This is a genomic window from Mesotoga sp. UBA6090 (assembly GCF_002435945.1).
In the GTDB taxonomy this organism is placed as follows: domain Bacteria; phylum Thermotogota; class Thermotogae; order Petrotogales; family Kosmotogaceae; genus Mesotoga.
On sequence record NZ_DIXC01000007.1, the window covers coordinates 1 to 15276 of the forward strand.

The 15276-nt window shown below is 45.3% G+C and carries 15 protein-coding genes; 4 read left to right on the forward strand and 11 right to left on the reverse strand.

The window, feature by feature from the left end; translation table 11 throughout:
• From B3K42_RS01290 to B3K42_RS01335, 10 genes are all read right to left on the reverse strand, one after another.
• Window positions 1–1356: InlB B-repeat-containing protein (locus B3K42_RS01290; protein WP_292596383.1), on the reverse strand; the 1356-nt coding region annotated here is incomplete at its 3' end.
• Window positions 1357–2261: 905 nt separating this feature from the next.
• The gene (rpsB, locus tag B3K42_RS01295) at window positions 2262–3071 is read right to left on the reverse strand and encodes a 30S ribosomal protein S2 (RefSeq protein ID WP_110989753.1); all 810 of its coding nucleotides are present in this window, start codon (window positions 3069–3071) and stop codon (window positions 2262–2264) included.
• A gap of 286 nt (window positions 3072–3357) precedes the next feature.
• Window positions 3358–3726, reverse strand: a complete 369-nt coding sequence (gene rsfS, locus B3K42_RS01300; protein WP_258367094.1) for a ribosome silencing factor — start codon at window positions 3724–3726, stop codon at window positions 3358–3360.
• 352 nt (window positions 3727–4078) lie between these two features.
• The gene (gene glmS, locus B3K42_RS01305) at window positions 4079–5905 is read right to left on the reverse strand and encodes a glutamine--fructose-6-phosphate transaminase (isomerizing) (protein WP_110989756.1); all 1827 of its coding nucleotides are present in this window, start codon (window positions 5903–5905) and stop codon (window positions 4079–4081) included.
• A 1-nt stretch (window position 5906) separates the two neighbouring features.
• A complete protein-coding gene (gene plsX / locus B3K42_RS01310; RefSeq protein WP_181419022.1) occupies window positions 5907–6896 on the reverse strand; it encodes a phosphate acyltransferase PlsX in 990 nt (329 codons plus the stop codon).
• 12 nt (window positions 6897–6908) lie between these two features.
• The gene (gene rpmF / locus B3K42_RS01315) at window positions 6909–7091 is read right to left on the reverse strand and encodes a 50S ribosomal protein L32 (RefSeq protein WP_110989758.1); all 183 of its coding nucleotides are present in this window, start codon (window positions 7089–7091) and stop codon (window positions 6909–6911) included.
• Window positions 7092–7108: 17 nt separating this feature from the next.
• Window positions 7109–7645 (reverse strand): YceD family protein, encoded by a 537-nt coding sequence (locus B3K42_RS01320; protein WP_110989759.1) that lies wholly within the window; start codon window positions 7643–7645, stop codon window positions 7109–7111.
• A 58-nt stretch (window positions 7646–7703) separates the two neighbouring features.
• Window positions 7704–8393, reverse strand: coding sequence for an ABC transporter ATP-binding protein (locus B3K42_RS01325; RefSeq protein ID WP_110989760.1), 690 nt, complete (start codon window positions 8391–8393; stop codon window positions 7704–7706).
• A complete protein-coding gene (locus B3K42_RS01330; protein ID WP_110989761.1) occupies window positions 8377–9138 on the reverse strand; it encodes an ABC transporter permease in 762 nt (253 codons plus the stop codon). Before B3K42_RS01330 ends, B3K42_RS01325 begins: the two co-directional genes overlap by 17 nt.
• Window positions 9122–10042 (reverse strand): ABC transporter substrate-binding protein, encoded by a 921-nt coding sequence (locus B3K42_RS01335; protein WP_110989762.1) that lies wholly within the window; start codon window positions 10040–10042, stop codon window positions 9122–9124. The genes B3K42_RS01330 and B3K42_RS01335 overlap by 17 nt, the downstream gene beginning before the upstream one ends.
• Before the next feature lie 215 nt (window positions 10043–10257).
• Between B3K42_RS01335 and B3K42_RS01340 the strand changes: the two genes are divergently transcribed.
• Genes B3K42_RS01340 through B3K42_RS01355 form a run of 4 tightly spaced genes read left to right on the forward strand, consistent with a single transcriptional unit; the run spans window position 10258 to window position 14392 of the window.
• Window positions 10258–10530 (forward strand): HU family DNA-binding protein, encoded by a 273-nt coding sequence (locus B3K42_RS01340; RefSeq protein ID WP_103133832.1) that lies wholly within the window; start codon window positions 10258–10260, stop codon window positions 10528–10530.
• A 48-nt stretch (window positions 10531–10578) separates the two neighbouring features.
• Window positions 10579–11475, forward strand: coding sequence for a DUF881 domain-containing protein (locus B3K42_RS01345; protein ID WP_110989763.1), 897 nt, complete (start codon window positions 10579–10581; stop codon window positions 11473–11475).
• 5 nt (window positions 11476–11480) lie between these two features.
• Complete coding sequence (locus B3K42_RS01350) at window positions 11481–13298, forward strand: peptidoglycan DD-metalloendopeptidase family protein (RefSeq protein WP_258367096.1); 1818 nt, start codon at window positions 11481–11483, stop codon at window positions 13296–13298.
• Complete coding sequence (locus tag B3K42_RS01355; protein ID WP_110989765.1) at window positions 13295–14392, forward strand: YncE family protein; 1098 nt, start codon at window positions 13295–13297, stop codon at window positions 14390–14392. The genes B3K42_RS01350 and B3K42_RS01355 overlap by 4 nt, the downstream gene beginning before the upstream one ends.
• Here the strand turns inward: B3K42_RS01355 and cysK are convergent.
• The gene (cysK, locus tag B3K42_RS01360; protein ID WP_110989766.1) at window positions 14385–15275 is read right to left on the reverse strand and encodes a cysteine synthase A; all 891 of its coding nucleotides are present in this window, start codon (window positions 15273–15275) and stop codon (window positions 14385–14387) included. The two genes, B3K42_RS01355 and cysK, sit on opposite strands and share 8 nt — an antisense overlap.
• Between the last annotated feature and the right edge of the window lies 1 nt (window position 15276).

Sequence of the window (15276 nt, forward strand, 5' to 3'; positions counted from 1 at the left end):
GTAGGTGCCTGTCTCGACAAGGTACTCCGTCTCTAGATTCGCGAAAACCTCCTTATCCGCCTCAAGCACTATTGTTCTCGGATTGGATGTATTGGAATCGCCCCATTTACTGAACGTATAACGAGTATCTAATCCTGGAACAAGGTCAGTTACATCTTTCATTTGAGGACCTGGAATCTCGACACTCACAGAGCTGCCGTGAGTACCCGGAACGGAAGCCGGAGAAATCTTCGCCACTCCATCAATCTTTACCTCAACTCCGGACGGTTCTGTTTTGACGGAGAAGAGATAACCTTTGAGTTCATAGTGCGCAGTGACACTCTTGGGAGAATCAACAACCAACGATAAGCTTTTGTCATCTGCTCGCTCACCGTTCACTTCCAAGTGTGTGAATTCATAACCAGATACCACCGGAGCTTCGAAGGAAACAGTATCTCCCTTTTCTACCCAGCTCACGTCCTTAAGAGTCGCTATACCCTCAGGTAATGTTGAATACTGGACAAGGAACTCTGTCATCGCAAGTACTTTTAGAGAGAGGTCGCTTTTTAGAAACACATTTCTGGGGTTGCTTCCATCTTGATCGCTCCATGACTTGAAAGAATACCGGGTATCTGGACCTTCAACTGAGTTACTAAGATCCTTCTCCTGAGGAGCGAAGCCAAGAGCGCGTGAAGCGCCGTCTTCAAACTCAGCAACATAAGGACTCTCGACCTCTTTGCCATCTATAGTAACTTTTAGTCCTTTCGGATCCGTCTCGACTCTGAGCGTCCTTAGAGTTTCCTGTTCGTACACAGCCTCTATCTTGACGGGCGACTCGAGCTTTATGGTCAGACTCTCATTGTAATCAGCGATCCCATTGACTTTCCAATGAGAGAAGCGATATCCACCAACCTCACCGGGAGTCACTACAGTCAGTACAGTGTCCACAGGGTAGAAACCGCTTCCTTCAATTTCAACAAGCCCTTTCGGATTTGATGTAATAGAAACCCTCACGCTCTTCTTCGTCTTGATTTCGAATTTCTTGTTTGAGTCCGCCGTTATTACTCTTGGGTTGGCTACAGATCCATCGGCCCAGCTATGAAAAAGATACACCTCATCTATATCATCAGAGACATCCTCATCAATGACCTTCACAATCACCGTCTCTTCCGGTTTGAGATTCAGCACCAGCGGTGTCTTCTTGACGTCGGAGGTCGAGAAGTCCGCCTGTTCAATGCTGGAAAGAAGTGCAACTGAAATCGGATTTTGCGAAACCACTTCAATAGTAAAGAGTTGTGCCCTTGGAACGCAGCTGCTGAATACCAAGGCTATGAAAAGTAAAACGCTTATTAGAATCGTATTCCTGTATCTCGTCATGTGTCATCCTCCAAACTTGCGGTCAATTCACCTGGAGTACATGACTATTATAAACGATTCCTACATAAGTATCATTATTATGATCAATACATAAGATGCAATCATATGACCTATTATATGATATACGATTTTCTCAATGGACTAAGAGACGTCCATCACTTTGCACCTTACTCGGTTCCTCCCACTAAAGAGCAGTTGATAGAAGTACATACGAATGATTTTCTATTCGCGATCGACTTTCGCTAAATTCGTGATTTTTACTACGCCTTAACAAAGATATAACATTGTAAAATGGAATAAAACTACGTGGCTAATTGACCGTGAATCGTGATACTCAAAGAAACTTTTCGCGGAAAACCCTTTTCATTTCTTCAACGAACTATTGACTACCCGAGTTAGACAGAAAAAAGAAAGAAAGGATAAGATCGCGCATCTTTCTTTGCTGGCTTGCTCTTCTTCTAGTTAGGATAGCAGGGAAAAGGACAGGGATTACCTGGAGTAAGAGAATACAACTCGGCCATTTTTCTGTGAATGAAAATGAAGTCTACAAGACCACAGAACTGACAGGCAAACAGTGTGATATCCTGTGCAGGCTTTAGGTTAAAGCACCTCCGACCTACTTCGAAATCCAGCTAAAGGCCTAGTAACACACTCACACTCAGAATCTTCACAAGTTCTATAAGCCTTTCAGGGCAATGAACTCATGCGTTGTGTTTATCTATGTCATTTCGAACTCGGGTAATTGATTATATTCTACAGCAAACAGGTAATTGATAATGATCACTGATTCTGCAACTAAGGAACAAGATAACTTAGCTTCAGAGAAGATGATGTGGGTGATGGTGAGCAAAAGAAACGGGGAGCCTTTCAGCTCCCCGAATTACTAAAGGCTTAAGTTGCTTCTATTATTCTTCGTCCTCTGAATCATCTGAGCCATCGACCACTCCTTCAGAAGGTTTCCCTTCATCTGAAGAAACTTCGACAGTGTTTTCGTCAGTTGACTCTTTCTTTGTTTCGAGAGCAGCGGCGTTGAGACCCTCTCTGCCCTCAAGAATCGCATCGGCCATCGTATGTACGATTAGCTGAATGGCTCTGATTGCGTCATCATTGCCTGGAATAATGAAATCGATGACGTCAGGGTCGCAGTTAGTATCTGCAATTCCTATGACTTTTATTCCGAGTTTGTTCGCTTCTGCCACGGCAATCTCTTCCTGTTTGGGATCAACAATGAAGATAACATCGGGAAGCTTCTGCATTTCCTTGACACCGCTCAGGTTCTTTCTAAGCTTATCGAGTCTTTTATTTATCATGCTCTGCTCTTTCTTCGGCAGAGCAGCGAGTTTTCCAGACTCCTCCATTTCTTCGAAGTTCTTCAAAGCTTCGATTCTTTTCTTGATCGTGGTGAAGTTCGTAAGAAGTCCGCCGAGCCAGCGGTTGTTGACGTAAAAAGAGTCACATCTCTTCGCTTCTTCCTCTACGATCTGCTGAGCCTGTCTCTTAGTGCCAACAAAAAGGAACGTTGCACCTTCCTGAGCAGAATTTCTCACATACTCATAGGCCTCTTCGATGAGCTTCAAGGTCTTCTGAAGATCCACAATGTAGATACCTTTTCGCTCACCATAGATATACGGCTTCATCTTGGGGTTCCATCTTCTCGTTCTGTGACCGAAGTGAACTCCGGCTTCGAGAAGCTGCTTCATTGATACTACCGACACAAATACACCTCCGTTTTGGTTTACCTCCGGCTTCGTCAACGATCGACCCTAATAAGCTGCAGAATTCCTCAATACTCTTCCCAGTTCCTCTCCCGAGGAGCGTTCATGCCGATGGATGCGTTCCATTCAGTGATTTCTACTGAACTCTCTTTTCAGATAGAAATGACACACCCTGTCACAATCGGTCCAGCTCGTTCTAGAGGGTAAAGACCGAGTTCAAGCAAATCTTAAGTAGTTCATAAAGAGCAACGCTTAGCGCTTATTGGGGCACCGGGATCGATGACGATTACTGCCGTGTGTTGTCCCCGTCTTTGACGAGATCTCTATATGTGTATCTCTTTGCGTTCAACCAAAGATCTTCGAGAGAGTAGAACTCTCTACCCTTCCTGCTGAATATGTGGACGATGAAATAACCACCGTCGATTACCATCCAGTCATATCCCTTTCCTTTGTCGTAGAAAATGATCTCCACATCTTCCTTCTGGACGTAATCAAGTATCGCCTCTCGAAGAGCATCCATATGGGGGTCAGAATTGGCAGTTGCTACGACAAAGTAATCAGATAGATTTGACACCTTTGAGACGTCCAGTATTACGATGTCTTCTCCATGTTTTTCATCCAGAATGTCCGCAATTTCCTTCACTACGTTATCCAAATTGATTCTCCTGTTCATATCATAGTTATACGTTGACGGTTCACCGTTCGCCGTCCACCGAAATCACAAAATTCCAGCAGACCTGCTTCTTTATCAAGAATAGACCCTTGCCCCAGAACCAACAGTCTATCTCCCATTTTAACTGCTGCATTATTGCTCCCAGAGTCCTCCTTTGATGTAGGAGGGCCGCACAATCGCTGAAGAGGTACGCTCTGAAGATCGCACTCCCCCAGCTCAGGCGGGAACTGATCAGCTCTCTTTCGCTCTCCTTCAAGAGCAATAGTTTCAACTCATGCTGTCTAGTGAAACGCCCATTCTTATATCATGGTCCACATGATCGGCAGATTTCGCTCTATTCAACAGTGACGCTCTTCGCGAGATTCCTGGGTTTATCTGGATCGAGCCCTCTTCTTAGCGCTATGTAGTATGCGAAGAGTTGCAAATATGGTGACATCACCAGCGGGTAGAGTGGATCGAGAACACGAGGAACCTCGATTCGACTGTTCACTGCCTTTGCAACTTCCCTGTCGTTCTCAGAGCAGATGGCTACAACTTTAGCATCTCGAGCTCTGGTCTCCATTATGTTGGAGATCATCTTCGATTTCAGTTCATCTTCAGGGACGATGGCAAAAACCGGGAAATCCTTGTCTAGCAAAGCTATAGGGCCATGCTTAAGCTCTCCGGCCTGATAACCGCTGGCATGGATATAGCTTATCTCTTTGAGCTTCAAGGCTCCTTCTAGAGCTGTTGCATAGCTGTAACCTCTGCCAATGTACATGAAATGCTTGAAATCAGAGTATTCCGCTGCCAGTCTCTTACACTGTTCTTTAGCGGCTGGAAGCGTATTCTCGAAAACTGTGGGCATACCTTCCAGTTCATTCACGATCATTGCAATATCGCTTGTACTAGAGCCCACAATCTTCGCTATGCCTGCCCCCAGAAGAATCAGTACCGCGAGCTGCGCTACATAAGTCTTCGTAGCCGCCACACCTATCTCCGGGCCTGCATTTATATAAATCACAGCATCGCTTTCTCTCGATATCGTAGATCCGACAACGTTTGTCAAAGATATTACTTTAGCTCCCATCCTTCTTGCCTTTCGGATACCTTCGAGAGTGTCTGCGGTTTCTCCTGATTGGGAAATCGCAATGACCAGGTCGGCGAAGTTCTCTGATAGCCTTCTATAACGGAACTCTGAAGCAACCTCCACTTCTGCGCGGATATTTGAATAGTCCTGAATGAATCTCTGAAAGACGAGGCCCGCATGGTAACTGGTTCCGCATGCCAGAACGGTAATAGATCTAGCCTTCTTTATATCATCCTGCAGATGATCGATTTCTTTGAAATTGGGCGAACCGGCCTTGATTCTTCCCGTAAGAGCGTTCCGAAGAGTCTGCGGTTCTTCGAATATCTCTTTGAGCATGAAATGAGCATAACCGCCCTTTTCCGCAGAGTCCTCGCTCCATGTGATCCTTGTCGCAGACTTTTTGACAACTGAGCCATCAATTCTGGTTATGTTAATACTCTCCGGCCGAATTATGGCCAATTCTCCGTCATCTACGAAATAGACGTCACGAAGGTACTTGAGTAAGGGAGTAACGTCAGAAGCAAGATATCCACCCTGTCCAGCCGACCCTACGACAAGAGGGCTTCCTTTGCGCGCTGCCACGATCACATCGGGATGGTCCTGATGGACGACTCCAATTGCGTAAGCGCCCTCCAGATCCACTAACATATGTCTTACAGCAGCAACAATGTCGCCCGAATAGTGATCTTCAATCAGATGAGCGATTACCTCCGTGTCTGTTACCGATTTGAATATGTGGCCTTTTTTCTCAAGCTCGACCCTCAGTTCATCGAAGTTCTCAATTATCCCGTTGTGAACGACTGCAATTTTTCCGGTGCAATCAGTATGAGGATGTGCGTTGAAATCAGACGGTCCTCCGTGGGTTGCCCACCTTGTATGGGCTATTCCCTGTGCAATAGATGAATCAAGATCTCCGTCCAGAAGTTTCTCAAGGGAGGAGATCTTCCCAACTGCTTTCATCACTTTCAGTTCATACCCGTTATTCACCGCGACACCGGCCGAATCATATCCCCTGTACTCAAGCTTCTTCAAAGCGTCGACCAGCTTCCTAATTGTAAGGTCTTTGCCTACCATTCCGACGATGCCGCACAAGCTACTTTCCCCCAAGCTTGTTTTCAAGGTTCTTGACAAGGCCGCCCTTTACCCCTTGATATGCTACTCTGATCGCATTCTTTATAGCGAGAGCGTTTGAGTTTCCGTGAGCCTTAACGACAGCCCCTTTAACTCCGAGAACGAAGGCGCCGCCGTATTCGCTGGGATCCATTGTCTTCTTAAGTCTTCCCAGTGCTCGCTTAAGAAAAAGAGCACCAATAAGACCAAACAGACCGCTATTCTTGATCTCTCTCTTAAGCGTCTCGGAAATTAACTTCCCTGTTCCTTCCATTGCTTTCATTGCAACGTTTCCGTCGAATCCACTGCAGACTACCACATCAACGTCGCCATAATTTATATCTCTGCCCTCAACATTACCAATGAAATTGCTTCCTAACTCGGTCCCCAAGTATTCATAAGCCAGTTTCGTCAGTTCTGTTCCCTTTTCCTGCTCTTCTCCTACATTGAGTAGACCGACTCTGGGGCTATCTCTTCCAAGAAGACTCGCATATTCATAGCCCATCGTGCCAAAATCACGCAGATGTTCTGCTCTGACCTCGGCATTTGCTCCCGCATCGATAAGTATGGTGAAGCCATTTTTGGAAGGAACAAGAACAGCAATTGCACCATGATCGACACCCTTTATCCTGCCAACGACAAAGAGTGCGGCAGCAAGAACTCCGCCGGTGTTACCTGCTGATACAAGAGCATCGACTTTTCCTTCCTTCACTTGAAGGGCGGCCTTGTAGAGCGAGGTCTCTTTCTTTCTCAACAAAAGAGAAGGCTTCTCCGACATCGGAAAAACCTCTCTTGCGTCAACTATTGAAATTCTTGAGGTCTCTGGAGTCTGTTTCAACAGGGGCTTCAGTTCTTCTTCTCTGCCAACCAGAACTATCTGGAGATCCTGAAACTCCTTAAGAGCGAGAAAAGAGCCATCTATGTTGACTTCCGGGGCGCTGTCTCCACCATAAGCATCGAGGGCAATCTTTATGCCTTGCATCTACTACTCACCGATCTCAAGAATCTGTCTTCCTCCGTAAAAACCACAGTGCAAACAAACTCTGTGTGGTTGTTTTGGTTCGCCACAGTTTGGACATGTAGAAACAGCAACCTTGATCGGGCTATACATCTTCACACGTTTCAAGTGGGTTCTGCTTCTGCTTCTTTTTTGCTTTGGAACGGCCACTCTAATCCCTCCTATATCTAACTCTTCAATTTCGATTTGAGCTCGGACACCGCTTTGTGCCAGCCATCGGGCAGCTCTTCCTTCTTCTGGCACGAGTGATTTGGCTCCTCATTTAGATTTGCTCCGCAATACGGGCAAAGTCCAGCGCAATCTTTCCTGCAGAGAACCTTCTGAGGAACCTCAACAATTATAGCCTCTATAACGCGTTCTGACAAGTCAAGGAGATCTCCTTCAAACTGCAGAAAATTCTCCAGATCATCGCTTGTGCCCTCTTTCATAAGAGGAAGAGAATCCTTGAGAACATAGGTGGCCTCGATTGTCCCTTCAATAGGAATTGACACTTCCTTCAGGCAACGAGCGCAGTTGTCTTCGATAACCGTCCTGACTGAACCTGTCACAATAATCGAGTCTTTGTCTTTGTATAACTCAACGTGAACGTTTACCTGACTTGAAAGCCTCAGCTCTTCGGTGAAGTCAGGATCTAATACTACGTCAATAGTCTTCTTGAACTCGAAACTATTCAGATCGACGATCAGTTCATAAATCTTTGACATTTAAATCACCTCTGTGCCAGCAAATATTACAACAAGGGTATTTCAAATTACGCACGTTTCATTGAACAAATGAAGAAGATTCCTTCATTCTGGATAGCAGATTTCTGGCAATTCTATCTATCTCATCCGGGCTTCTTTCAATAGGATTTCCAAGGTGTATGGACTCGATATTCGAGAATTTGTCCCGCACAAGCATTATTTCTGTAGAGAGTCTTGCCGCTTCGGAGGGATCGTGAGTCACCATGATTACGCTGATCTTCCTATCAATCCAGATCTTCTGGATGTCATCGATTAGGCGATCCTTTATGACGACATCAAGGGAGCCGAAGGGCTCGTCCATGAGAATGAGATCGGGATTGAAGGCAAGTGCCCTTGCTATGTTCAGTCTCCTTCTCATTCCACCGCTAAGCTGAGAAGGATACTTGTCTCCCTGCCCCTTCAGTCCCACAAATGAAAGAAATTCGACCGGATTGCTTTCTGGAGCGATAATAGAGATGTTCTGAGCCGCCGTCAACCACGGGATGAGCCTGTCGTCTTGAAAAACGAATCCAAGCCGCTCGCTGTCAACTTCCACCATTCCCCTTTCGGGTTTGAGTATGCCGCTGATAATTCTCAATAGAGTCGTCTTACCGCAGCCCGAACTTCCCAGAATTGTGAGAAAGAAATCGCCTTCAATAGAATAGGAGAATTTGTCTACTATTGTTTCTCCGTCGAAAGCCTTGCTGAGATTGCTAATTCTTAAGCGCATACCGGCTACCCCTTCTGACTAACAAGTCGAGAAGTTTCTCTGTTAAGATGCCCAGAATAATCAGAATCAAAGTGTACGCAAAGACTCTTTCAATGTTGATAGAATATTTCGAATCAGATATTGCTCTCCCTATTCCCGAAGTTCCCACCATAAACTCCGCAACAGCGACGGATTTCCACATGATTCCTACGCCCACTCTCATTGAGGATACGATAAAAGGAAATGCCGAAGCGAGATAGATCTTTCCGAAAACTGTATTCTTGGGAATCTTGTAGATCTTGGCCATTTCAACAAGCTTCTTATCCACGTTTCTTACGCCCTCTGCAATGTTTATTGTGAAGATCGGAAACAAGGTAAGGAATACTATATATACAGGGGAGGAGAAGCCAACTCCCCACCAGAAAATTGCCAGTGCAAGCCAGGAAACTATGGGTATGGACTGAAGAATAACGACAACGGGTCTTAGAAGATCATAGAGAGCATCCAGCAGTCCCATCAGGAATCCAGCAACAAGGGCAAACCCAAGAGCAAGAAACAGCCCGATAAACGCCTTTAAGCACGTCTCGGCTATGTTCGACCAGCCTCTTGCGCTTGAGACGATCCTGGCTAATTCACGTGCGGTCTCGCCAGGCCCCGGTAACAGGAGGCTGCTTGACACAAGTTGTGAAGCAACAAACCAGATCAGTATCAGAAAACTGACTGAAAGAATCGGTGCAAGATACTTTCTCTTAGAAGAAGAGGGCATCTAGGTCAACATCACCCGTCAGTTCGGGATTCAGTTCGCGAAGCTTTTCAAGATAGATTACAGTTTCTTTCTTCGCCTCTTCAGCGGTTAGGAAGAGAAAACCTGCCGTGTCCATTGCCTTCTGCAATACGGGAATTGGGAATCCGCCCATCTTTTCCGATACAATCTGTGCAGTCTTCTCTCGGTTAGCAAGAGATAGGTTCATTGACTGCTGGTACAGGAGTAAGAATGATTCGACAACTCCTCTATCGAGACTGCCACTCACGAATATTCCCGAAGTAGGAATGCTAATTTTCTCATCATTGAAACTGCTCCATAGATCTTCGATAGGCATGGATCTTATGACTCCCTGCACACGCGTTTCGGCGAGGGAGGCAAAAGGTTCAGGCACCAGAATAAGCTTTGCCTTTCCACTTGCAAGAAGCTGAACAGCTTCTGCTCCTCCAACGTACACAACTGTTACATCTCTTCCAACTTCGTATCCCTTCGATGCAAGCGCGCCTCGCATAATAGTGTCGGCCGTCTGACCCGGAGCATGAAGCGTGTACACTTCGGTGCCAATTAGATCATCTATTCCAAATATAGCCTTTTCCGAAGACATGAAATAAAAGCCGTTCCACATGCTAACTGCGGCGAGTTTTATGTCTACCCCGGACGCAGCAAGCTTGACCCCAACAGTGACGGGGAGAAGGCTGATCTGAGCCCGTTCAGTCACCAACAAGGATATTGCCTCGTCAACGCTTCTCCAAAGATTGACTTCAAGGCCGGGTATTTCTTCGGAGATGTTTGAAGAGAGTAACTCGGCGATCGGAATAAGTGTGGGACCGACTGGATTGATGAAGTTTAACCCGAAAGAAATCACGGTCAGGAGCACTAACAAGAATGTAATCATGGTTTTTTTCATAAAGACCACCTCCACTAGCAATTATACACTCATTTCTTCAGCGTGACGACTGCTTACCAGCTTTGAAGGCCAAATCGAGAGCTTAGAAGCGAATCAGGACTCTAATGGCGGTTTTCTTAGTTGAGAAGGCCAAAATAGCCCTCTATAAGGAGTTTGGTAATTTAGGCTCTGAGTGGTAGAATAATAGCGACATCTCATGCGAAGGGGGGAACAGTATGAACAAAAAAGAACTCATCGCTGAAATCGCTGAGAAAACGGGTGTTACTAAGAAGGATGCTGGAAAAACCTTGGACACGGTGATCGAGATAATTGAAAAGACACTGTCTAAGGGAGACGTTGTGAGACTGGTTGGCTTTGGCACATTTATGGTAGCTTCAAGAAAGGCCAGAAAGGGTGTCAATCCGAGAACCAAGAAGCCCATCACGATTCCGGGCGGAAAAGTTCCTAAGTTTGTACCTGGAAAGGAACTGAAGGAAAAGGTAAAATAGTGTCGTAGACTCTGCGGCGGCCAGAGTTGCCGCCGCTTTTGTTTTGGAGTGAAAAGCTTGAAAGGAATCTGGGCTCTTCTTATTGTCTTTGTTGTTATTGTAGCTTTGGGTGCTTTCTTCAACATCTACTTTCTTAAGCGGTTTGGCGATCAAATGATTTCGAGTCTCAGCACCAAGGAAATTGAAAACAAACTTCAAATAATGTCAGAAAGGGTTTCCCAGCTCAATCTCAGTCTAGACTCACTTTCGTCAATCGAGGTGAGAAGTGATCTCTCGGGGATCATCTCGGACTTCGAAGAAATCATTGCAGAGATGGATTCAGCGTCAAATTCTATAGGTGGTTCTGCAGTTGTTGATTCACTTACGAAATTATCTGCCGATGTCAAGAACATTCAAAATGCTATTGGCTCACTTGATAGGAGAGATGTAATAGATTACTCGTCTCAGTTAGAAGGGATTAGGGGAAAAGTAGTCTCGCTCGAGTGGCAGGTAGAAGAGTTGAAGACATTACTTGAATCAAGTACATTCGATCTGAAGAAATCTGTTGAGACCATGAAAGTCTCGTCAAGTTCTACAAATGAGTCTTATAGTGAAGAAGTTGGAAAAGGTGTTCGAATACGAATTGAGTCTGGCTTCAAAGGAAGCAGCATACTTCACGACAGCGACATCCTCATGATCTTGAATGAACTATATGCCTTGAGGGCAACTAAGATCTCACTAAATGGGAAGAGAATAATGCCGTATACTTACGTGCGTTGCGTAGGAGCAACTGTTATAATAGATGATGTACCTACTCAAATTACGCCAATAGTAATTGAAGTGTTGGGCGATTATGATTATTTGGTTTCCGGTCTGGGTCTCTTGAAGGAGTATTTTAAGGGCAGAGAAATTGAAATGACTTTTCTGCCACTTGAGTTCATTACCATTCCCGCGGGAGGGGGTTGATTCAGTTGAAAAAGATTATCCTTCTAACTCTTCTTATATCTGTGCTTGTACTTTTTACAGGATGTAACTCTCCGTTTATTACTAGAGATGACTTTCTTGCAAGGATGGATTCTATTGAACAGAAGATCGATTCTCTGGCTCTCGGTCAGAGAAAGATTGCCCAGCTGGAAGACGCAGTTCAAGAGCTTGCCTTCCGGATTAACTTTGTTCAAGCAATAGAGCCTACGTATGCAGGCTATGAGGAGCTCGAAGCCCTTAGGGCCGAACTTCAGATAATAAAGAATATGCTCGCCGAATCAGTAATCGATTCAGCTTCTTCCGCAGCAATAGTTAAGACACTTTATGACAAGATTGACGGTGTTCTTACCGGCTCGGTGGAAAATGATATCATCACCCGAGAAATCGACGACCTCAACAGAAAAGTTCAGGCACTCGAGTATCTAAATTCTTCAAGATATTCAGAACTCGTCCAGAGAATTTCTGAAGTCGGCAGTTACGATAGTTCAATCGACGAAGCAAAGTACGAGGAGCTTCTACAGAGGATTGAAGAGATCAAGAATACGGAGACCGTTATCGTTCAGCAGGAACCGGAAAACGCAGACGGCAGATACGATGAACTTTTGCAGAAGATTGAAGAGCTTTCTGCCAGGACGGATACTTCACTGGTAGACAGCGCCAAGTACGATTCACTGGCAAGAAGACTTGCCGAGTTGGAGCAGACTGTGGGTTCCTCTGTGATAGATGCAGAGGTTTTCAACGAATTCGTTTCGAGAATAGAGGAAATGGACTCAAGAACGAGAGAGCTTGCCAGCAATCTCGAGGCAATTGAACAGCAGGAAAAGCCTGAACAGAGAGAGTTTGTGACTATGGCCACTTTCCTGGGAGAGATTTCCGACATTCGAAGCAGACTGGGAGCAGCTGCTTACGAGACCATTGAACCTACGTCTTATGTATCGTACATTGTTAAGTCAGGCGATAACCTGTGGAGCATTGCTCAAGCGTATGGGGTGACCGTGGAACAGCTGAAGGCCATGAACACGGATGTTAAAAACTGGGATCTGATCTACCGTGGTGACGAGATCAAGATTCCTCTTTCTCTTGACAATCTGATGGCAAAGGCATCAATTGCAACTCATTTCGGTTTGAACCTTGGAGTGGACTTTCTTGTCGACTCTATCGAATCGAATTTTGGAAGCTATGATTACGGTTACGCCAATCCAGGTATGGACTTGACTGTACCGCCCGGATCAAGGATCACGGCTTTTCTTCCTGGAAAGGTTATTTTGTCCGAGCGAGTGAACGATCTATACGGCGAGATGGTTGTCGTTGATCACGGAAACAACATAAAGACCGTGTACGCGCGTCTCGGGAGTCGCACAGTAGTGAAAGGCGATTTTGTTCGGGTTGGAGATACGATCGGATCAGCCTCCGATGCAAAAGGAAATCTTCACTTTGAATTCTGGAAAGCCGATGTGCCTGTCAATCCAGCCGATATAATATTCGAGAATGTCGGGACTTTCGAGGTTACAATGTACACAGAATGGGATGATGCAAAGAATCCGACGTCACCTTCTTTCAAAATGACTGCGAGCGGGGATTTTGTGAAGGGATATCGAACCGTTGCTGCCGATCCAGTCGTAATTCCTCTTGGCTCGATTGTCTATATCCCGTTTTTCTCATCCTCTCCAAACAAAGGATTCTTTGTTGTTGAGGACACCGGTAGTTCTATAAGGGGCAATAAGATCGATGTTTACACCCACGATTTCGATATAGCGTCAAATTTCAAAGAAGATCTTCTGGTGTATGTGGTGAAGAAACCTTGAAAAGATCACCGATTCTCTTTTTCCTATTCGTTGGAATAATTGCAGTTACGGCATCAGGAACGATCACTCTTGGTCAGAGATATCCTCTGGGAATAATGCCTTCGGCACTTATTAAGGTTGAGAATAGCAGCGGGACGTACTTTGTAACCCTTGTTAAAGGGGACTCGGAGTTAGTGGTTTTCGACACGAGTTTCAGACCCCTGACTATTTTCGATTCAATGAGAAACGATGGGATAAATGATCTCATCTATAGGGATGGGAAGCTCTACTGCTTTGGATTCTACAGTGGGAGAGTGATTGTTGTCGATGTTTCCGGTCACCCCAGCAAATGGAAGAAGATCGATGAGATTCCCACTTCTAGCAGGTTAATCACTGGGTCCTTTATCGATGGAAAGGTTGGAATGTTGACTAATGATTTCGAGTTTCTTCTGCTCGACATCTCCAAGAGGGAGATAATAAAGAGGCAGAAGCTTCCAGTGATAGCTCTATCTATAGCGGAGGATTCGGAGTTCTTTTTCGTGTCGCTTTTCCACAACTATAATCTTCTTACGAATTCTCACGAGACAGAAAAAGGACTTCTAGTATTTGATGAATGGGGTAATCTGATAAAGGAAGCAGATATTGGTAAGCGGCCATCTTACATTCTTCTGGGGGGAGAGAAAATCTTCCTCGTTTCATATGTGGAGGAGAATCTCAAGATTCTTTCAAAGAGTGATTTGACTGAGATCACTTCAGTTCAGCTGGGTAAATATCCAAATTTCCCGGTGATTCACAACGGAAAGATCTGGATTGCATTGACCGGCGAAGACCAGATAATGACAGTGGATTTAGCAACTTACCGTACCCAGAAATTCGATTTGATGGGTCGCGGTCCAATGAAGGTTGTTCACAATGGAGATAGAATTTACGTTCTTGAGACTATTACTGGAACACTAGAAGTTTTGGATAGTAGGGGAAATACGATAGAATATGTAGAGTTAGATGGTTATCCGGTTGACATTGTTTTCAGTGGGAAGGAAGCTGCTGTTCTACTTCAAGAAGACTGGCAGACAGGGAAAAACACCGGGGCATTGCTGGTTCTGAAAACTAACTGATATCTACGCTCAAGTATCTTTCATAACCATCCGGAGCGATCGTTGCGATTCTTTTCATGCCCTTTTCGGCAAGCTTAAGAGCGCCTGCGACGTTGGCTCCGGATGATATTCCAACCATTAACCCCTCTTTCTTGTGAAGCCATCTCATCATAGAGAGAGCCTCTTCGTCCTCAATGGTGATTACTTCATCCAGCACTGAAAGGTCGAGGACCTTCGGTCTGAAACCGGGACCGATTCCCTGAATTCTGTGAGAGCCGCTCCTTCCTTCCGAAATGAATGGAGAGCCAGCGGGCTCTATTCCGGCAATATGAATACTCTGAACTTCCTTCTTGAGAAAGCGCCCAATACCGGTTACTGTTCCTCCCGTTCCCATGCCGCAAATGAAAGCGTCCAGCTCTCGGTTGACCTGCCGAAACATCTCAGGACCAGTAGTAGAGAAGTGAAACAAGGGATTCGCCTCATTATTGAACTGATCAAGCATCATTGAACCGGGATTACTGTTGAGAAAGCTCTTAGCTTCATCATATGAACCGGATATTCCTTTATCAGAGAGAGTTCTTATCACTTTCGCACCAAAGGCTTTCATTAGCTTGACTCGTTCAATGCTTGCAGATTCAGGCATGAAAACAACCGACCTGTAACCTCTTGAAGCTGCAAGCATGGAGATCGCGATCCCCGTGTTGCCGCTCGTGGGTTCAACGATGGTCATCCCTTTTCTGAGAAGGCCTTTCCTTTCAGCATCAAGCATCATTCCAAGGACAGTCCTGTCCTTAATACTACCTCCAGGGTTGTTTTTCTCGATCTTCAGAAGGATGGTCGCAGAACTTCTGAGAGAACTGAGTTCCAACATGGGCGTATTACCTATAAGATCATGAAATACCATT

Bases quoted from the DNA above. Each gene is read 5' to 3' on its own strand.
- B3K42_RS01335 (WP_110989762.1), bottom strand. From the start codon at position 10,042: ATGAAAAAAACCATGATTACATTCTTGTTAGTGCTCCTGACCGTGATT.
- B3K42_RS01330 (WP_110989761.1), bottom strand. From the start codon at position 9,138: ATGCCCTCTTCTTCTAAGAGAAAGTATCTTGCACCGATTCTTTCAGTC.
- B3K42_RS01340 (WP_103133832.1), top strand. From the start codon at position 10,258: ATGAACAAAAAAGAACTCATCGCTGAAATCGCTGAGAAAACGGGTGTT.
- cysK (WP_110989766.1), bottom strand. From the start codon at position 15,275: ATGGTATTTCATGATCTTATAGGTAATACGCCCATGTTGGAACTCAGT.
- B3K42_RS01325 (WP_110989760.1), bottom strand. From the start codon at position 8,393: ATGCGCTTAAGAATTAGCAATCTCAGCAAGGCTTTCGACGGAGAAACA.
- B3K42_RS01320 (WP_110989759.1), bottom strand. From the start codon at position 7,645: ATGTCAAAGATTTATGAACTGATCGTCGATCTGAATAGTTTCGAGTTC.